This window comes from Pseudoduganella sp. GW821-FHT12E03 (assembly GCF_058807115.1).
On sequence record NZ_JBXAQJ010000008.1, the window covers coordinates 22,375 to 41,254 of the forward strand.

The window sequence follows — 18,880 nt, forward strand, 5'->3', positions numbered from 1 at the left end:
TTCTCCGGACGTGCGACGCTGGTAGCAGGAATCCCCTCTCTTTAGGGAAGGAACTCAAGAGAGGAGTTCCCCATGGCGGGACAGGCCGTTCGATTTGGAATTCAAGGCTTTTGGCCATACTGAAAAAGCATGCTGCCGAATTCCTGTTCATTGTCGGGCAATTCCTCGCACTCGGTTCCGCCACGCTTCACCTTGCCGTCGTCGCTCAGTAATTGCAAGGTGTTGCCATCGGCATCAAACAATGCCTCGGGATTCATGTGTGAAAGGTCCGGTGTTGACACCGCCCGGGGGCGCTCTTTGGCCTTGCCGCTCCATTCATAGACCGAGAAGGAGCCGGTTTTGCCGACGGGACCCGCCACGATATAGAACTTGCCGCCAACCCGCTCGATGCTGCGTATGCCCCTGTCGTCCAGATCGAGCTGAATTGGCGCGCCGAATTGCGCTTCCTCTCCATCGATCACTTCATTCGGATTCATCATGGGAACGATCAGTGCTTTTTTATTGATAAGCGGACTACGAAAGCCAATTAATAAGGTGCCTGCCTTGGTTGCAGCCAAGCCTTCGATATTCAAACCGCCTTTTTTTGCCTCGATTTCGGATGCCGCTTCCAAGCCGAGGGCTGTCAGCGAAGATTTCTTAAGCATCGCTTTCAGTAATGTTTCATAGGGTGGCCGAACCAATTCAAGTGTTGGAACAGTACCTTTTCCCTGGCTCTTGATGTCGGTAGCGAAGAATTTTCTCCGGGCAGGATCAACGTCTCCGTCCGAGTTGGTCCCATGCGAAGTTATCCAGAAAATCCTGTTTTTAATTCTGGCGGCGCCTTCGATATCCAGCTCCTTTTGTTCTCCTGGCTTTTTCTTTTTCGCTGGTATCGACATGTGATCTTTCAAGTCCATGCGACCCACAGCGTTGGGGCTATCCTGCCTGTAGACGCGAAGAACGTTGGTTTCGTCATCGGCCACGACAAAATGCTGCTTGTCCAATGCCACGGCTGCGGAGGCGTTGCATGGTCCTCGATAGGAGGAAAGCGGGGCGGCCATGGCGGACGATGTCGCAATGGTAGTTGCAAGTAGTGCAATATTTTTGTAGTACATGTGTTCCTCCACTGTGTCAGAACTTGATCTCTGCCCGGGCGCCAGCCGGATTATCTTCCGAGTGCAGGCTCACGCTGACGCTTTCCCCCACGGTCAACATCCCAAAATTGAGCTCGGCGCCACCCAGGCCACGCCGTGCGGCGCCGGACGCGGTGACTTCGAAGATGTTCTTGCTGTGCTTCACCGGCAGCACGATCTTATGGATGTCGCCGCTCAGGACGATCAATTTGCCCACTTTTTGCTTGAGCAGCCAGGCATAGTCGAGATACTGGTCCCAGCTTTCGCCAGAGCCCGACATGACACTGCCGGAACAGACGATATTCATGCCGTCCCATTCCGCCAGCAGCCGGCTCAGCCACTCGCGCTGCTCATAACCCAACATGGTGGCGTCGGGCGTGATGTTCGGGTCTTCGCGGAAGCTTCGTCCATCAAGCATGATGAAACGTACCTTATCTTGGTCGAAGGTGGATTGAATGCCGCGCTCGGCCTGCTTCAGGAGCACTGCCACACCGGGCATGGCGGGGTACTCCGAGGCAAGAGGGAGTGTACATGCGGCCCTGAACTGTTCAAACATACCTTGGGCGATCAGCCGCTTATCTCTCGGCACGGCAAAACGCTTTTCAGTGCCCGCACCGCGTGCATTGTTCCAAGCGAAATCATGGTCGTCCCAGACCATGCCCAGTTTGACGCCCGATTGCAGTAATTTTTGGAATGATTGCACTTCCCATTGCCTGCGGTAGCGGTCGTACATCGCGTTGGCAAACACCTCGTTGGAGACCTTGCGTGGCCAGCCGAGCGGCCTGTCACTGCCCAATATCGCCAGGCCATAATCCATGTAGGCCACGTCGCCAAGCAGCAGCAATATATCCGGTTGCAAGTCTTGAATACGCTGCCAGACCGGCTGTGCAGGATCGCTGATTGCATCGATACAGGAAGTAAAGGCAATTTTCATGGTTCCTCCGAATGCGTACGGTTGACTGTCTTCACGGTGCTGCCAAGGTTATCCAAGTGACGCGGTTCTCAGAGACCGGCGCGGTTTTTTAAGAGGCAGATAATATTCTGGCCCGGCTTGAGAAAACCAGCGTCGTCAAGGTGGTACTCGTTCAAATCGCCACTGAGGGTAACCGTATCTGAAACATTCCCGCCAATGACCCTGGCCACGTCCTGTGTCACCTCGACCACCACATCGGAGTGGCTGGCATAACGCGCATGATTTTCCGCGTACGAATAAGACAAGTTTTGGCCACTCCGGTTTTTTTGGATAATGTCGCCCAATTCGGGACGCTCTTCTGTAATCCTGTATCCCCAGAAAGGTTTATTCAGCTGGTTGACCACCCTGGCGTGAATTGCGTCATTCACGAATTCAGAATGCCGCGAGGCGAACTTGAAGTTGGCGTAGGCGGGGCCAGCTTTGCGTACTACCCAGGAGATGAAAGCTGCAGACCAGGGAATATCCTCGCCATGCTGGTCGCGGCTCCTGCCATCGTAAGGTTCGCCAATGACCGCCCACATTTCCCGTATGTACCTATAATATGGATCGGATTTTTCGTTGGCTTGTCCTTTTTCAAACCGTAACCACTCATCTATTGTCATGCGAAGCAATTGTTCGATTTCTGCGCGTTTTGGAGACCGCAAGTATTTGGAGAAGACGTAACCTTCCTGCGTCGTCGTCATTATTTTGCTCCACCCGTTTTGATCTGGTTGCTCAGAAGCAATGACAGGGTCGCCGATCGTCAGTTCGCGAATGATGGGTCCGCCAGGGGATTGCCTTAGACGCAGGCCTTCAGTAGTAACAATTTTATTGGCACCAAGTAAGGTATTGGAAAGCCCGACCTGCGGGCCGCTTCCAATGGTTCCGTCTTTTTCCTCATCCCAAGCTGAAAATCCATTGCCCGCCGCATCAATCTGGAATGCGCCCAATTGCTCAAGAGGGATGGCAATGATATTTTTGTCAAAGCCAATATTGGATTCAGGGTGGATTGATCCGGGTGGGAGTTGGCGCAGAGCCCATAGTTTCTTGTAAAAGAAATTCTCGGTTCCTTTGAATAGCCTGGACATGGACAGCCAGGGAATGGAGATAAGGCCCTCAGCCAGCAATTTCGATAACGTGGCGCCGCTGCCATATGCGCCGATTTTGAAAGATCCGTGCAGCGCATCGTTGATCGCTTTGAAATATTGAACGATATTGTTATCAATTATCCCGGTTGACAGATCCTGATCCACGGCGAATATAATCGTACTGCCCTCCGGCTGGTGCAGCAGCTTTGCGAACTCCATGGCGCTGGCAGCATTTTCTTTTCCTTTATCATAGCTGAAGTCCTCTTCTTTGCGGTTCCTGTCCTGAAATACTGGAAGAATGGAGAAGCCCTCTGCTGAAAGGAGTTTTGCTTCCTCCACGGTAATTGTTTTTGGGCGCTGAGAACTTGCATAATAGCGAATTATCGTGCCAACGCCCTGAGTGCGCAGATACGATAGGAATCGTTTTCCGGCTGATGTATTCAATCGAACACTGACATCGACAGCTGACCAGCCATCGTCGCGTGAAAAATCTTCCTTGTATCCCATGGCATGGCCTTTCAATGATTGATTGACGATTAACCAGTGCGCGGATTGCCAGTGATTGGCTGGACGTTCATCAGACTTTCTGACTTGCATGGAAAGTTGAAGATTGCGGAAATGCGTCCACAAGCCACTCTTCAAGTGCCGTGAATTAATTCGCGCTTTTGAGGAATTAAAAGATCGCACGAATTTTGATCTTGGTCAAAGGAATTGTTTTATGTGAAAAAGTGGCAACACTACTTAATTGGTAGTAAATGGGGATGTGAATTTGTTTCCAATGCTGGCGGCGCGCGGTGCCGGCCGAACTGCTGGCGTACTTCCATCCGAACCAGCAGTGGCGCGTGGGCGGCGGCCTGCGCCGCACCATGGTGGTCAAGCTGAACGGCGAGGGCGCTGCCTGGTCAATGAAAAGTTCAAGCAGCAATACAGCAGCCGCGAAGTCGGCGGCAACCACTTCGGTGCAGAACGCGTATTTTCGAAGCACTGCCGAGCAGCTCTGGTAAAATGCAGGGAGGCTGTATATAATTGCGGCCTCAATTCCCTGATAGCTCAGTCGGTAGAGCGACGGACTGTTAATCCGCAGGTCCCTGGTTCGAGTCCAGGTCGGGGAGCCAGAATACAAGCGGCCCCGCGAGCAATCGCGGGGCCGCTTTCGTTTGATTCCTGCTCTAAGACTCCCCACTCGGGGAATATTGCACGGGCAGGTGAGTTCCCATTGGTGGAAACACGGTCTTTTGCCCGGCTGCCGTCTCCGCCTGTCTGATCGCGTCCTTCGATATGGTCATCCTCGGCCGCCGCCCACGCCGGTCAAGGTGGGGCGCAAACTGTACAGATTTTAGACAATTGAACGACAGATTCAGGCAACGTTTTTCTCGATAATAAGGGAGCCATGATAGCTCGACCGTGAGCGCTTGCTTCGTCATGACAAAAACCTATAAGGAAGATGCCATGAAACGCTTGTCTCACTGGTTATCAAGGCCCCTGCAATACAGCCTTGCCGTTTGTCTCGGCCTGGCGCTGACCGCCTGTGGCGGTGGTTCGAGCGGCCCGATTGCCCAGCCGGAGCAGCCGCTGAGCGGCCGTACCAGCTTTGTGTCCGCCGACGGCATGGGCGCGCTGTCGACCGAAGGAATGGCCAAGACCGGAAATTTCTACACGACCGCGACCACGGCCGTCACGCCGGCCAATGTTGATACTTCCCAGCCGCGTTCGGTGCAGGAAGGCGACATCTACCGCGTCCTCGAGAGCGGCAAGTCGATCCTGAACCTGAACCTGTACCGCGGCCTGCAGATCATCGATATCAGCAACCCCGCCAGTCCGAAAATCGTCGGGCGCGCGGCAATCAGCGGCGACCCGGTCGAAATGTACCATTCGGGCGACAAGGTCTACATTTTGCTCAATAACTGGTCGGAGTTCCGCCGCACCAGCAAGGGTGGCAAGGAGTCGGTCGAGCAATTCCATGGCGGCGCCGTCATCACGGTCGATGTCGCCAACCGCGCCGCGCCCGTTGTCGTCGGTTCGACCCGTGTGCCCGGCTACATCCAGACCTCGCGCCTGACCAGCGGCGCCGGCAAGAACGCCTTGTTTGTGACATCGAGTGAATTCGCCATGGCCACGCCGGTGGCCATCACCGCGACCGATTTCGTGTCCGTCTATGCCGGCCAAACCAATGTGCTGAGCTACGCCATCAATGCGCAAGGGATGCTTGAAAGTAAATCGACATTGGCGCTGGGCGGCTATGTGCAGGCGATGCAGGCCACCGGCAACCGCTTGATGGTGGCGCGCGCCGTCGAGGGCGGCGGCAAGCATGGCTCGCGCGTTTCCGTGGTCGACATTTCAAGCCCGGACGGCGCGATGGTGCAAGGCGCCGATGTGCTTATTCGCGGGGTGGTACAAAAGAAAACCAATATGCACATCCATGGCGACGTGCTGCGTGTGGTTTCCGGCAATTGGTGGAATACCGGCTCGAACGTGAACCACGTCGAAACGTTCAATATCGCCGACATCGCCAATCCGAAGGCGATTGACCACGACACCTTCGGTGAAGGCCAGCAATTGTTCGGCACGTCTTTCTCCGCTGACAAAGCGTTCTTCGTCACCTACCTGCGCAAGGATCCGTTCCACGCCTTCTCGATCACCCCGGAAGGAACCATGAAGGAAGAGAACGAGTTTATCGTGTCCGGCTGGAATGATTTCTTCGTGCCGGTGCACGACGAGACACGCTTGATCGGGGTCGGCCACAATGACGAAAACAACCGGCGCAGCCTGGCGATCAGCCTGTACGACACCAGCAACCTGAAAAACACCCGTCCGCTGCTGATGCGCGCGGAAGTCGATTTGTCGAACAGCTGGTCGGAAGCGAACTGGGACGACCGCGCTTTCTCCGTGCTGGAAAACGCGACCAGGGCGATAGCCGCCGATGGCAAGACGGTGGAAACGGGTTTGGTGCTGCTGCCGTTCTCCGGCTATGACAGCGCCACCGGGCAAGGTGTCGGCGGCGTGCAGATCTTCACGTTCTCGGCCACGACGCTGACCCGGCGCGGCACCATGAAGCAGGACATGGCCGTGCGCCGCAGCTTCATGGGCGACGCCGCCAACAGCATCGCGGCCAACTTGTCCGACAGCGGTTTGTCCTTGTTCAGCATCCTGAATCCGGATGCGCCGCAGGAAAAGGGCAACGTGCGGCTGGCGCCGAACTACAGCCAGTTCATCGCGTTCAAGCAGGTCGGCGCGCGCTATCACAGCATCGATCAGGCGTGGGGCGCGAGCGGCACGGCGCGCCGCATGGACCAGGTCGAGCTGGTGCCGCTGGCGGAAGCCGATGGCCCAACCATCCTGTCGCATGTCGAAGTGCCGGCCGGATCGAAAATCTACAACGTGGGCGAAAAGCTGGTCGTCGTGTCGAGCGACGCGACCTCAACCGGCGTCAATACGACGATCGCCACGTATGACGTGAGCGTTAGCGCCAAGCCGTTAAAAATGGGTTCCCTGACAACCGATGCGCTGGTCCAGAGTGGTGGCGGTATCTACTACGCTGACGATAAGCGCATCTGTGCGTTGTCCGGGCGACCATGTCCGGACGGCTTTTTCGCGCCAGAGCCGACCGTGGTGGGCAATGCGCTGGTCTTTGCCGGGCAAACGAACCATGCGTCGACCGGCGGCGCGCTGATGGACCGTTACTGGTCCAGCTATACCTTGCAGGTGCTCGACCTGAGCAATCCGGCAAAACCGGCGCTGCTGGCGAAAATCAGCATGCCGGAAGGCGAGGAGTCGGTTGGCCTGATCAAGGACGGCGCCACCTTGTGGATCAACTATAAGAAGCCGCAGCCCGCGGTCGTGGCCGGCCAGCCCCAGGCGAAGTACTACATCAAGGCGCTCGACCTGTCGGTGGCGAGCACGCCCAAGCTGGGCGCGGAAGTGAATGTGCCGGGCCAGTTGATGGCCGCTGTGGGCGAAGCGATCTATACGGTGGACCACGACTGGAAAGAAAAGTCGACCAGCGCCTCGCTGAATATGCTGATCGTGCGCGACAATCTGGCCTACCTGCAGGCAACACATCCAATGCCGGCCCAGGTGCTGACTGGCCTGCTGGTCGATGGCAAGAACGTGATCGTCTCGCATTACGACAACAGCAGCTATCAGCAAGCGCTGTCGCACTTGGAGATCGGCGCCAGGCAGTTCACGGCCAAATCGGAAACCGTGCTGCCGTATAACCCGACGCTGCGCGCGGCGCGCGGCGGCAAGGTGCTGGTGCAGGCGGGATATGGTTTCCTGCTGTACGACTTTAGCCAGGCACAGGGGCCGTTTGCCCAGGCGTATTTCCCGGCGATCACATGGGGCGGCAATGTCACGATCGTGGGCGATGCGGTGTATGTGCCGTCGAGTTACTACGGCATCCACCAGTTCACACTCGATACGGTCAATTTGCAAAAGCCTTAAGCTCACAAAGGGTTGAAGTAAGCATCGAACTTGATGGCCACGCCGATCAGCCCGGCGGCCGCTTCCACGTGTTCGCTGCTTTCCGCAAACAGGCGCAACAATTCCGCAGGTTTGATGTGCTGCTGGTCCAGGGTGTCAACCCAGTAAGCATAGCCGGCGTCATCCGGCGCCCGATGCAGGACGGATTGGTATAACTGCTTGACGAACGCGGCATTGCCGCCGCTTGGGTTGTACACGCTGTTGAATTCAGCGGTTTGCGTAAATTGCTGCGCGATGTCATCGATACTGAGGCCCTTGTCGGCCCGTTCCAGCCAATACGCAAAACCGGCATCGTCCGGTTTGCGGTTGTACGCGGCCAGATACAGCCGATACAGCTGCCCCGCATTTCCATCAAGGTCGAAGGCCAGTGTCTGCATCCCCTCGATGCTCATTAACACCAGCCGCTCCACGCCGTGCAGGAGATTGACTCCGGGGCGTCCTTGCACATCTTCCACGCGGTACTGGCCATCGGCGTAGGTCACACGGGTTTGACTATAGGCCATGTCCAGGAACGCATAATCAAGGCCATTGCCGCCAATGAACACGTTGTCGCTGGCGCCATCGAACACCGGAGACTTACTGGAGCCGGAGCCGCCGAACAACATATCGTTGCCGGCGCCGCCGCTCAGAAAGTCGTTGCCAAGGCCGCCTTCCAGCATGTCGTTACCGTCGCCGCCTTCCAGCACATCATTGCCGGTATCACCTTGCAGGAGGTCCGCGTCGGCGCCCCCGTCCAGGAAATCGTTGCCAGACCCTCCCAGCAGGATGTCATAGCCAGCATCGCCATTCAGCCGGTCCGCACCGCCGCCGCCGGCCATGAAGTCATGGCCGGCGGCGCCATCCATCTGGTCGTTGTTCATGGAGCCGGAAAAACTGTCGCGGCCGTCGCCGCCTTGCAGGCGCAAGCCCGCCGTATTGCCGTCCGGCGACATCGACAGGAAATCCGCCGCGCCCAGGCTGGTCAGCGCCACGTTCTTGAGCAGGATGAACGGCTGCCATCCGGCCTGTTTCCCTTCCGCGCCATCTTCATCCTGCAGTATCAGCGTGTCGCTGCCTTGCTGTTCCGCCCGCAGGTAGCCTGCCGGGCCAAAAGGATTGCTGTCCGGATTGGCGAACGCTGCATAGCTGAGCTCAATCGTATCGATGCCCGGCTGGAAGTCAGCAATGACGTGCGGCGCATCTGGCGTGCCGCCTCGGAACTCATAGGTGTTGGTCCCCGATCCTCCGTCGAGCATCACGTGAACGCCACGGTACGTCCCCATGTCGACGATCAGCTTGTCATCGCCGGCGCCGCCGGACAGGGTGACGATGCCATTGCCGGCGTGAGCGCCGATATTGGCCAAAAGGTAGTCGTTATCGTTGCCACCTATTAAGGTATTGTTCGGGCCATTGCTTTCAAGGTAATCAAGGCCGTCATCGCCATAGGCTGTCGACTTGCCAGTGCCGTTGCCCGCGTATAGCGTCAGGTTGTCGCCGCCCTCCGCGCCATGCAATACATTATTGCCATTGTCGTCGGACAGGTGGTCGTTGCCGAGGCCGCCGTCGAGGCTGTCGTCGCCATCGCCGCCGTCCAGGACGTCGTCACCGACACCACCCTGGAGCACATCATTGCCGCCAAATCCCTGGATACGGTCGTTGCCGCCATCACCGGCGATCACATCATTGCTGTTACTGCCGAGAAGCCTGTCCTGCTCAGGCGTGCCCGTCAGGTTGCGCGGTCCAGCAGGTGGTTCGGTCTGGAAGGTGGACTGTTCAGGATTTTTCAGCGTGGACCCGTCGACGCCGTAAATCAGTCCGGGCGGGATGAAGACCTGGTATGTAAAGCCCAGCTGGAAATCGGCTGGCAGGTCCAAGGTCAGGGTGTTGCCACTGATCTTGACCTGGCTGCTGTTGATGTCAACGAGCAAATAACGGGAGGAACCGTTATTGGAAATGCTGATTTCACCGCTGCCCGCCAGGATCATCGTATTGAAAGTCAGCACGATGTTGCTGCCAACGGGAACATTGCGGGCGCCGTCGGCAGGTGTGGTCGAAGTCAGTGTCAGGTCAGCCATGAGCCAGTCCCAGGTTGTTATGGCATCAAGTCTAACGACGATGCAATGACCTTGCTCAAATCCCATGAAAGCCTGATGCCAGCAGGGTTGGTGGCGTAGCGTCACGCAAGCAACCGCAGGCGCTCAGCTGCGATTGGAGGGCTGTGCTACAGCAGGCATTCGCGCACCGCCCCGCAGCACAAGTCCGCCAGTTGCTCCTGGCGCGCGATGGACAAGTCATGGCCGTGATCGAGCTGAACACTCCATGCCGTGGCGGAGCGTGCCACGTCGAGCAGGCGCAAGTGGGTGCGGACGATGATGCCGTCCGTGCGCACGCTCCCTTCGAGCATGAACTGAGGTGAAACGTTCGATTGCCAGGCGCCGCGCTGCGCCACGTGCAGCAAGCCGCTGCCGAACTGCAGGTAGAGCCGGTGCCGCAGTTCGTCGTTCAGCCCGTCCGTAAAAGCATTCAAATGCGCGGCCTCTCCATGGGCTACGGGCACCAGCGCCAGCGCCACCGGTTGCGCCACTGTCCTGCGCTCGGCCTTGGGAGTATAGGAACCCAAAGGGATGGAGATATGAACTGGATCGGACCGCCCGCTATCAGCATAGTAGGCGTCGAGCCGGGTGCGCAGCCGGCCCATTTCGACGCGGACGATCGGGTCTTCCCCGGTGCTGTAGTCGGCGGCATTGCGCTGGAATACCTCCATGCCGATCGCATATTCATTGAGCCGGCGTATCGACGTTGACTCCGCTTCGCCAGCCAGGTAACGCAGCAGCGCGCTGCTGCGTTTGGCCTTTGCGAAGAAACTGCTGCTCAAAATACGCTGTACTTGCGCCTGCAATTCGGCCGGCGGCACGTTGCCGCTGGCCGCCGGCGCGGCGTTTCCGTGGCCGACGGGGAGGATCCTATCTGTTGGCAATAAATTCATGTTAGTCTCCGGTCCATACTAAAAACAACATCTTTCGCAATTGACAATTCAGTCTACGAAAGGTGCGCCAATGCCGCCTTCCCAAAACCTTACGGATTCCTAACTTTTTGATTTTTAAAGAAAAAATATGAGGGGTGTTGGGCTGCGGGGCAATGCGCCCGGTTTCCATTTCGGCGATTGGCGGATCGAGCCAGCCAGCAATTCCATCCATCGTGATGGCTTGCGCAGGCAGCTGGAGCCACTGGCAATGGATGTGCTCAGTTTCCTGTGCGCCCATCCGCTCCAGGTGCAGAGTGCAGAATCCATCCTGGAAGCTTGCTGGGGCAGCACCTTGCTTGGGGATAATCCCTTGCACAAGACACTGGCCCAGTTGCGCCGCGCGCTCGATGATTCAGCGGCCGCGCCGCGCTACATTGAAACGATCCGCAAGCGCGGCTACCGCGCGATTGCCGAGGTGCGCCATGATCCGCCGGCCGGCCAGGGCGTGTGGCTGGCCGGTTCGCCATTTCGCGGACTGGAAGCCTTCCAGTATGCGCACGCGGCGATTTTCTTTGGGCGGGATCGTGCAACCGGGCATCTGTTGCGTACGACGCGGGACCAGATCAGCTTGGGTTGCGCCATGGTCCTGGTGCTTGGCCCGTCCGGTTCGGGCAAGAGTTCGCTGGTGCAGGCAGGCCTGCTGCCGCGCCTGACGGATGGCGCGGCGCCGGTCTGCATGGCCGGCGCGGTGACCCTCGATTGCGCCGATGTCGGTGGCGCCGGCCTGTTCAGCGCCCTGGGCAGCGTACTGCTCGACAGCGAATTCGACGGCAGGCCGGTGTTCGAGGGCGACAGTGCGATGACGCTCGGCCAGCGCCTGGAACGCGCGTTGCCGGAGGTGCTCGATCGGCTGGAATCCGTCCCGGGGACGGCGCGCCTGTTCCTGTTTATCGATCGGATCGAGGCCATCTTTCGGCTTGCAAACCTGAACCAGGCGATGCGCGATGCCTTCCTGCTCGCCCTGGAGCAGCTGGCCAGTTCGGGACGGGTACTGGTGGTGCTGGCTTGCCGGAATGACTTTTATCCGCATGTGATGGAAAACCCCACGCTGGAAGCATTGAAATTGCGCGGCGGTCACTTTGACCTTGGCGCCCCCGACGCCGCTGAAATTGCGCAAATCGTCCGCTTGCCCGCCGCTGCGGCGAACCTGCGTTTCGAGGCCGATCCGCTCGGGGGCGCGCGGCTCGATGACGTCCTGTGCGCGGCTGCCAGGGCCAGCGCCGAAGTATTGCCGCTTCTTCAATACTGCCTGCATGAGCTTTACCGCCGCCGTGGCGAAGATGGCTTGCTCAGTTTTGCTGTTTTCCATGAGTTGGGCGGGATCGAGGGCGCCATTGGCGCACGCGCCGAGCAAGCCATCACGGCGCTCGGACCCGGCGAGATCGCCGCGTTGCCGCGTCTGTTATCGCGCCTGGTCAATGTGGCCGACGGCGAAGTGGCCGTCACGTCGCGCCACGTGCCGTGGGCCACGCTGGCGCCGGGGCCCGAACTGGAGCTGGCCCGGGCCCTGGTGGAGGCGCGCCTGTTCGTCAGTGACCTGGTGGGGGGCGTGGCAGCCTTTGGCATTGCCCATGAAGCGCTGTTGCGGCGCTGGACACGCGCGGCCGCCTGGATCGACAGCCATCGCCAGGCGCTGCAATTGCTGGCCAGGGTCAGTGCGCAAGCCATACGCTGGCACGACGGCGGCCGCCGCGCCGATTTGTTGCTGCCAGCAGGCATACAGGTCCGCCACGCCGGCGCCTTGCTGGAGATCGCCGAGTTTTCATTACAGGAGACCGAACGCGACTTTATTCTTGCTTCGCTGCGCAAGGCCCGGCGCGGTGAGCGGCAGCGGCTGATGGTGGTGGGCCTGTTGCTGCTGCTGGTACTGCTGGCTGGCGGCCTGGGACTGGCAACCCATGCGGAAAAACAGCGCGCCGACCTGCATCGCGGCGAAGCCGAGGGCCTGATGGCGTTCATGCTTGGCGAGTTCATCGACAAGCTGCGCCCGCTGGGCCGGCTCGATCTGCTCGACCGTGTCAGTGCGCGCGCGCTCGGCTACCTGGCCGACACGGCGCGCCCGGCCAGCGGAGCGACCGAACGGATTCAGCGTGCCAAAGCCCTGCAATTGATTGCGGAAGTGAAGATCGCGCGCGGCGATCCGGCCGCGGCCGGGCAGGCGCTGAGCGCGGCGCGCGCGCTGCTGGGCGGCGACCAGCCTACCCAGCCGGACGACCGGGCGGTATTGGAAAACCTGGGTGTCAGCGCATTTTGGCTGGGCCAGATGCATTTCGATCAAAACGACTGGCAGCGGGCCGAAACCTATTTTGGCGAGTACCTGCGCTACAGCGACCGGGTGGCCGCGCTCGCGCCGAACGACCCGGATGCCTGGCGCGAACAATCCTATGCACATAACAGCCTGGGCAGTCTGGCGCAAAAGCGCGGAGCGCTCGCGGTGGCGGCGCGCGAGTTCGCCATCTCGGTGGCGCTGAAGCGGCAAGTGCTGGCGCGCCGGCCCGGCGACGAGACGGTGCTGGCGGACCTGGCCGACAGCTTGTCTTGGCTGGCGGGCGTCAGGGAACAACTTGGCGAGCTCGATGCCGCCAGGCAGCTGTATGAGAGCGAGAGTGCGCTGCTATTGCCGTTGCACCGAGCCCGGCCGGCTGACGGCTTGTGGAGTTACCGCTATGCTTTTGCGCTGTGGCATCAGGCGGAGTTGCTGCAGGCGCTGGGCCGCAATGGCGAGGCCGTCGCAGCGCTGACGCAGGCGGCCGGGCTGCTGAATGCCCTGACCAGGCAAGATCCGAGTAACCGCGACTGGCAAATGGATGCCGCCAATGCCCAGCTCAAGCTGATCGAGCTTGATCCTGGCGCCGGGCCCGAACTGTTGGCGCGGCTCGATCTGCTGGCGCGGGAATTCGCTGCCCTGAGTGCCCTGGAACCCAAGAAGGTCGGCCTGCGCCGCTTGGCCGCATCGACCGGTGTCAGCCGCGCCACCGTCTATTTGCGGCGTGGCCAGGCGCAGCAGGCTGGCGTCACGCTGGCGCCGGCACTGGATGCACTCGCAAACCTGCATGCCAGCACCGCCACCGATCCGAAACTGCGCGACGCGCTGGTCATGGCGCTGCTGTTGCAAGGCCGGATCGATCAGGCCAGCGGCGCGGGCGCCGGCCCCGCTTGCCGCCGCGTGGTGGAACTGCTTGGCCCGCATATCGCCGGCAGTGCGGATCATCACCTGCTGGCGCCGTGGGTCCAGGCCCAGCATTGCCTCGGCGCCCCATCCGTGGCGCTGCCGCAGCAGCAATTGCTGGAAAAAATTGGCTACCGCAGGCTCATTTTGGCGCAAACGAATTCACTTTTCCCCCAACAGAAAGGCAGCAAACCATGAATGCTATTCCAACTCGCACGATCCAATTCGTGCCGGTGAACGTGACCGTGACGTATGACCCGAAAAATAATTCCTTGCAAATCACGTGTGACAAGCCGACGGTGACCATCAGCAGTGACACCGTGATCCTCTATCAGCTGGTGTCGGCGCCGGATGGTGTGCTGTTCTGGGGCCTGGACATTTCACCCAGCCAGCAGAACCAGTTCCCCCCACCGGTTGTGGGGGCGGGCGGGCTGCTCATGACGCTGCAAGACTTCGATTCCACGGCCTCGACGGAATATTTCGAGATCACCTTGCTCGTCACCAACCCGTTCGGCGCCACGGTTGAATTTGACCCGCAAGTGATCAACCGTCCTGGCGCCTGACACGCTGAAAGTTCAATTACTTGACGTTGATCGCGGTAATGGCGCCGCCCCGGGAGATGTACAGGATCCCGTTGGCTGACAGCGCCAGCAGCCCGCTTTGCTGAACGCGCCATACTTCCCGCTGGCTGCGCAAGTCGATCGCGTGGGTTGCCATATTGGTTGAGACGAACACCAGGTTCTCGGTCAACAAGACATCGCTGACGAAGGCGCTTCCCTGCGCCAGCGGGGGATGCCAGCGCCAGCGCAGGCTGCCGTCCGCCTCGTCCCGCGCCTCCAGCGCTGGAGGAGCTTGTGCCAGGGCGTACACGGTGCCGTGCGCATTGGCGGGATTGCCCGCATAGCGGCCGTCAATGGCCCATGCCACCCTGCCAGCCGCCAGGGAAAAGTTAAACAACGTGTTGTTGTCGCGGCCTGCATTGAGGGCGAACACGGAACCGTTCGCCCCCAGCACCGGCGCGCTATGCATGGCCGTGTCGGTGGTCTTGAAGGGGGCGCCGGCGATCGATTGCACTTCGCGGCCGCTGTCCGCCGCGGCCACTTGCAGGGCGCCGGTAAAGCTGTAGACCATACCCTTGGCGGCGGCCGGCGTCCACGCCGCCGTCTGCGGCCGCTGGGCAAACCACCGTACGCTGCCACTGATGGCGTCGAAGGCATACAAGCCGCCGTAGATGCCGCCGTTGGTGTAGACCATGGCGTCGTCCACTGTCGGCGCCAGGTAGTGTTCCCACTGCGAATGCATGGGTGTTTTAAATACGACAGCGCCGGTTGCCGCGTTCAAACCAAACATGAAGGTTGAGCTGGACTGGCCCGCGACGATGTAGACCATGCCGTAGGCGGTCGCCGGGGGATTGGTGGACGGATGGGGCAAATCGCCGAAGTCATGGTCCCACACGGCCTCGCCATCGGATTCGCGGCGCGCGTAGAGCCGGTTGCCGATGGCTGCATAGACCAGGCCGTCGGCGATCGCCAGCGTGCCCGGCTCGGCCGCGTTGGCCGCCGATGGCGGCGCGGTCCTGCGCCAGCGCAAGCTGAACCGGGTCGGATCGAGTGTCACCGGCACATAGCCGGTATGGGCCGCGTTGCCCTGGTAACCCTGCCAGTCGCCGATGTCCGCCCAGCGCACCAGCGGCGGGCGGGTGCCGGTGTGGCTCATATCCAGTTCGGACGGCAGGGCAACGGGCGTACCCGGCAGCCCGGCGGCGCAGCCGCCATCGCGGCACAGGGCAGGCGGCTGTGCCGGCACGCCGCTTGGTGCGGAGCCGCCGCCGCATCCGGCCAGCAGGCAAAGCGCGATCCACAGACAGATTTTCATGATGAATTTCACCGGTATGCCGGCGTGCGCCCGCGGCACCGTTCGCGCGGGCGCGGCGGCCAGGCTATTGGACAAGCACCACCGGGTTGGTGGCCCCTTGCATTGCCGTGCACGCGGCCCAGAAGCAGCGCAGGGTTTTACCTGGCTGTACGAAAGGCTGTGCCCTGGCCCATAAATCCTGCAGCGGCGTGTCGCTCTCGACGCCGAGGACGTGCGGGCCGCCCGGTTTGATGACGATACCGCGTGGCGCTTGCAGCACATAGTTCGGTGCCGCCTGGCCGGCGCGGTAGACAATCAGCTGGTTGTTCACCAGGACGTCGCTGTTGGGGTTCTTGATGCCAACCATGGTCACGGTGGCCATGTTTTCCAGCGCTTGTCCGCTGCTGTCGGCGATGGCGGCGCCTGGCGGCGCCAGCACCCACAGTTCCATGCCCGCCGGGACGGTGGTGTTACCCGTGCCGGCAACCTTGCCGTGTCCGCTGAAGATGACATCGCTGCCGGTCGTGGTCAGCGGCGTTGCCAGTTTTGTCACCTTGCTCCAGTCTAAAGCCATGATGTTTCCTTTCACAGTGGGACGGGAATGCCGGTGGCGCAAGTGCGCACCGGCATGGGGCCGGACTCAGGAGTACTGCACCGAGTAAGAGCCATCGGCGGCTTGCACCACGGTCGCCGTGGTATGCGATTTCCCGGTGAAGTCAATGGTTGCCGGCGTGGTGGAGAAGGCTTTGACGTCGATGATTTCACCTGCGGTGTAGCTGCCGTCGGCCAGGTAAAACTTCACGACCGGAATCACTTCAAACGTATCGTTTGGCATCGCCAGGAAAGTCGCGACCGGCGACGGGATGGGCGTGTCGGTCGGTTTGGCGAGGCCGAACACATAATCGTCGTCGGCGGTGAAATCCGAATGCGCCGTGATCTGGAAGGCGCCGGTGTTGGCCACGCCGGACTGGACATTGCCGAATCCGACCGCGCCGCTGGCGTTCGAGAAAGTGACGCCGTCGCTGTTGGAGGTGACGACCCCGGCGAAGCCGCCTTGTTTCACCATGACCGAGGGCGACAGTTGCGACGGAATGGTGCCCCAGTAGGCATCGGTGATTTCGTTGACGCTGATCTGGTCAAAACCATTATTGGCGATGCCGCTGAAGGTGACCCATGCGTTGGTGAAAACCGTTACCGCGCCGCCGGAAGAGTTGACGGCTGGCGGTTCGGAAAACACCACGTAATTTTTGTTGAAGCCGGATTGGTTCAGTACCTGGATGGTGTAAGTGGTCATGATCGTTTCCTTTTAAAAGTATTGAATGTCGAGGAAAGGCGTTCGCGCTGTGGCGAGGCCTGGCCTGTTGCCTGTGTGGGCCGGACGCTTTGGCGTTGGCTTCATCACGGAATTCAGGATGGCAGAGGCGTCGCGATGGGATAAGTAGCGTTACCGTAACAAGGCGCTTGTTACGGCTGTTCTGCGACGCGCAGTTGGGCGCCGGCCTTTACAGGTAAAAAGATAAAATCAAATTGCTCAATTGCAATATTTCGAGAGGCCGGGGTATGATGGGGTTTTTGCTTTTATGCAAGTATTTGCCCCATGCCTATCGTCAGTGATACCAAGTTATCCGGGGATGCCCGTATTGATGGGCTGCTAAGCGGCTATGGCCAATGGGCGGGCGGCCCCATCACGTATAGCGTCGCGACAGCGCAGTCGGTCTGGAATGACTATCCGGCCAGCAATAGCTTCCCAACCAGGCCAGAGTACGCTGTGCCGGACGCGAGGCAGGCGGAAAACATCCGTGCCGCGGTTGCCTCATGGGCGGCCGTGATGGCCACGCCAATGGAGGAAGTGGCCGATAACGCAGCCATGTCAGGACAGATACGCGTTGCTTTCAGCCTGGATCCGTTGCGCCCCACGGCCAGCCTTGGTACCTATCCAGGCGCCGGCGCCGGCGGGGATGTCTGGCTGGGCAATAATCCCGTGTTCGAGAAGTCCAGCTATGACAGCGGCAGCGGCTACTACTCCGCGCTGCTGCATGAGATCGGGCATGCATTGGGACTCAAGCATTCATTCGAACATACGCCAGCCAACGACAGCGTGGTCGATGTTCGCCATGGCACCAAACTGTATACCGTGATGGCCTATGAAAATGTGGTCGGGAAACCGCTTTACAGCACGACGCTGTTCCCGACGTCACCGATGGTGCTCGATGTGCTGGCGATCCAATATTTGTACGGGAAGAGTACGACCCTGAACGCGAACGACACCACGTATCGCTTTTCGGAGTCGGGGACCTATTACCAGACTATTTACGATGCCGGCGGCATTGATACGTTCTCCTATGCCGGCACACAGCCGGCCAGTATCGACCTGAATGCCGGGGAGGGCAGCTTTATAGGGCGGGAAAACTGGATTCAGGATAACGCGACCGGGCAAAAGATACAGCGCATTCCCAACGTCTGGATCGCCTATGACACGCTGATCCGCAACGCGATCGGAGGGGGCGGCGCGGATACCCTGAAAGGGAATGGCGCCGGCAATTTCCTCGATGGCGGCGCCGGCAACGATATCCTGACCGGCGGCGCCGGCGATGACCGCCTGGATGGCGGCATGGGGATGGACACCGGCGTTTACCTGGGCAAGTTTGCCGATCATGCAGTCAGCATTGGCGCTGCCGGGGTCATGGTCAGCGGGACGGCGGCAGGCAGCGGCAACGACATGTTGGCCAACGTCGAGCGGCTGCGATTTGATGATACAGCCGTGGCGCTGGACCTGGCTGGCAATGGCGGACAAGCCTACCGCATTTACCAGGCGGCGTTCAACCGCGCACCGGATAGTGCCGGCTTGGGCTACTGGATCGCGGCCATGGACCAAGGCGCCTCGCTGCGCGAGGTGGCGCAGGGGTTTGTCGCCTCGGACGAATTTACCGCGCAATATGGCGCCAACCCGGCGAATGCGGATTTACTGAGTCGATACTATTTCAATGTGCTGCACCGCCAGCCGGATCCGGCAGGCTTTGCCTACTGGCTCGACATCCTCGAGCGCAAAGCAGCCACGTCTGCGGAAGTGCTGGCCAGTTTCAGCGAAAGTACGGAAAACCAGGCCGCGCTGGTCGGCGTGATGTCCCACGGCGTGGTTTACACGCCCTATGGCTGAGGAGCGGCGCCAGGGCGCACTGCACCAATCAACTTTCCTCGGCGCCCCGCCAGGTCGCCAAACTG

14 protein-coding genes and 1 tRNA gene are annotated in these 18,880 nt (G+C 60.1%); 6 read left to right on the forward strand and 9 right to left on the reverse strand.

The window, feature by feature from the left end:
* Positions 1–101 precede the first annotated feature (101 nt).
* The 3 genes from AC1RRC_RS20310 to AC1RRC_RS20320 form a co-directional block, all read right to left on the reverse strand.
* Positions 102–1,094, reverse strand: a complete 993-nt coding sequence (locus AC1RRC_RS20310; protein WP_493057348.1) for a DUF3616 domain-containing protein — start codon at positions 1,092–1,094, stop codon at positions 102–104.
* Positions 1,095–1,110: 16 nt separating this feature from the next.
* On the reverse strand, positions 1,111–2,046 hold the full coding sequence (locus tag AC1RRC_RS20315; RefSeq protein WP_493057350.1) for an alkaline phosphatase D family protein: 936 nt from the start codon (positions 2,044–2,046) through the stop codon (positions 1,111–1,113).
* Positions 2,047–2,114: 68 nt separating this feature from the next.
* Complete coding sequence (locus tag AC1RRC_RS20320; protein WP_493057351.1) at positions 2,115–3,782, reverse strand: DUF2272 domain-containing protein; 1,668 nt, start codon at positions 3,780–3,782, stop codon at positions 2,115–2,117.
* Positions 3,783–3,946: 164 nt separating this feature from the next.
* Between AC1RRC_RS20320 and AC1RRC_RS20325 the strand changes: the two genes are divergently transcribed.
* The 3 genes from AC1RRC_RS20325 to AC1RRC_RS20335 all read left to right on the forward strand — a co-directional run bounded on the left by AC1RRC_RS20325 (position 3,947) and on the right by AC1RRC_RS20335 (position 7,592).
* Positions 3,947–4,156 (forward strand): hypothetical protein, encoded by a 210-nt coding sequence (locus AC1RRC_RS20325; protein WP_493057352.1) that lies wholly within the window; start codon positions 3,947–3,949, stop codon positions 4,154–4,156.
* Between the two features lie 35 nt (positions 4,157–4,191).
* Positions 4,192–4,267 (forward strand) — tRNA-Asn (locus AC1RRC_RS20330).
* Positions 4,268–4,601: 334 nt separating this feature from the next.
* Entirely contained in the window at positions 4,602–7,592 is a 2,991-nt protein-coding gene (locus AC1RRC_RS20335; RefSeq protein ID WP_493057353.1) for a beta-propeller domain-containing protein, read from the forward strand.
* A gap of 2 nt (positions 7,593–7,594) precedes the next feature.
* Here the strand turns inward: AC1RRC_RS20335 and AC1RRC_RS20340 are convergent, their stop codons facing one another.
* From AC1RRC_RS20340 to AC1RRC_RS20350, 3 genes are all read right to left on the reverse strand, one after another.
* Positions 7,595–9,751, reverse strand: a complete 2,157-nt coding sequence (locus AC1RRC_RS20340) for a DUF4214 domain-containing protein (RefSeq protein WP_493057354.1) — start codon at positions 9,749–9,751, stop codon at positions 7,595–7,597.
* An 80-nt stretch (positions 9,752–9,831) separates the two neighbouring features.
* On the reverse strand, positions 9,832–10,596 hold the full coding sequence (locus AC1RRC_RS20345) for a hypothetical protein (protein ID WP_493057355.1): 765 nt from the start codon (positions 10,594–10,596) through the stop codon (positions 9,832–9,834).
* A 1-nt stretch (position 10,597) separates the two neighbouring features.
* On the reverse strand, positions 10,598–10,873 hold the full coding sequence (locus AC1RRC_RS20350; protein ID WP_493057700.1) for a hypothetical protein: 276 nt from the start codon (positions 10,871–10,873) through the stop codon (positions 10,598–10,600).
* Between AC1RRC_RS20350 and AC1RRC_RS20355 the strand changes: the two genes are divergently transcribed.
* Both AC1RRC_RS20355 and AC1RRC_RS20360 read left to right on the forward strand, forming a co-directional pair.
* Entirely contained in the window at positions 10,802–14,002 is a 3,201-nt protein-coding gene (locus tag AC1RRC_RS20355) for an nSTAND1 domain-containing NTPase (RefSeq protein ID WP_493057685.1), read from the forward strand. The genes AC1RRC_RS20350 and AC1RRC_RS20355 overlap by 72 nt on opposite strands.
* Positions 13,999–14,367, forward strand: coding sequence for a DP-EP family protein (locus tag AC1RRC_RS20360; RefSeq protein ID WP_493057356.1), 369 nt, complete (start codon positions 13,999–14,001; stop codon positions 14,365–14,367). The genes AC1RRC_RS20355 and AC1RRC_RS20360 overlap by 4 nt, the downstream gene beginning before the upstream one ends.
* Positions 14,368–14,383: 16 nt before the next feature.
* On the opposite strand, the gene AC1RRC_RS20365 is transcribed toward AC1RRC_RS20360, so the two are convergent.
* From AC1RRC_RS20365 to AC1RRC_RS20375, 3 genes are all read right to left on the reverse strand, one after another.
* On the reverse strand, positions 14,384–15,679 hold the full coding sequence (locus AC1RRC_RS20365) for an outer membrane protein assembly factor BamB family protein (RefSeq protein WP_493057357.1): 1,296 nt from the start codon (positions 15,677–15,679) through the stop codon (positions 14,384–14,386).
* 64 nt (positions 15,680–15,743) lie between these two features.
* On the reverse strand, positions 15,744–16,232 hold the full coding sequence (locus AC1RRC_RS20370) for a putative adhesin (protein ID WP_493057358.1): 489 nt from the start codon (positions 16,230–16,232) through the stop codon (positions 15,744–15,746).
* Between the two features lie 66 nt (positions 16,233–16,298).
* On the reverse strand, positions 16,299–16,952 hold the full coding sequence (locus tag AC1RRC_RS20375) for a hypothetical protein (protein WP_493057359.1): 654 nt from the start codon (positions 16,950–16,952) through the stop codon (positions 16,299–16,301).
* Positions 16,953–17,255: 303 nt separating this feature from the next.
* Here AC1RRC_RS20375 and AC1RRC_RS20380 point away from each other — a divergent pair, with 303 nt between their 5' ends.
* Positions 17,256–18,815, forward strand: coding sequence for a DUF4214 domain-containing protein (locus AC1RRC_RS20380; protein WP_493057360.1), 1,560 nt, complete (start codon positions 17,256–17,258; stop codon positions 18,813–18,815).
* Positions 18,816–18,880: the final 65 nt, after the last annotated feature.

Excerpts from the sequence above, each read along its gene's own strand:
- AC1RRC_RS20315 (WP_493057350.1), bottom strand. The coding sequence starts at position 2,046 with ATGAAAATTGCCTTTACTTCCTGTATCGATGCAATCAGCGATCCTGCA.
- AC1RRC_RS20380 (WP_493057360.1), top strand. The coding sequence starts at position 17,256 with ATGCCTATCGTCAGTGATACCAAGTTATCCGGGGATGCCCGTATTGAT.
- AC1RRC_RS20360 (WP_493057356.1), top strand. The coding sequence starts at position 13,999 with ATGAATGCTATTCCAACTCGCACGATCCAATTCGTGCCGGTGAACGTG.
- AC1RRC_RS20365 (WP_493057357.1), bottom strand. The coding sequence starts at position 15,679 with ATGAAAATCTGTCTGTGGATCGCGCTTTGCCTGCTGGCCGGATGCGGC.
- AC1RRC_RS20350 (WP_493057700.1), bottom strand. The coding sequence starts at position 10,873 with ATGGGCGCACAGGAAACTGAGCACATCCATTGCCAGTGGCTCCAGCTG.
- AC1RRC_RS20345 (WP_493057355.1), bottom strand. The coding sequence starts at position 10,596 with ATGAATTTATTGCCAACAGATAGGATCCTCCCCGTCGGCCACGGAAAC.
- AC1RRC_RS20310 (WP_493057348.1), bottom strand. The coding sequence starts at position 1,094 with ATGTACTACAAAAATATTGCACTACTTGCAACTACCATTGCGACATCG.
- AC1RRC_RS20335 (WP_493057353.1), top strand. The coding sequence starts at position 4,602 with ATGAAACGCTTGTCTCACTGGTTATCAAGGCCCCTGCAATACAGCCTT.
- AC1RRC_RS20375 (WP_493057359.1), bottom strand. The coding sequence starts at position 16,952 with ATGACCACTTACACCATCCAGGTACTGAACCAATCCGGCTTCAACAAA.
- AC1RRC_RS20370 (WP_493057358.1), bottom strand. The coding sequence starts at position 16,232 with ATGGCTTTAGACTGGAGCAAGGTGACAAAACTGGCAACGCCGCTGACC.
- AC1RRC_RS20340 (WP_493057354.1), bottom strand. The coding sequence starts at position 9,751 with ATGGGATTTGAGCAAGGTCATTGCATCGTCGTTAGACTTGATGCCATA.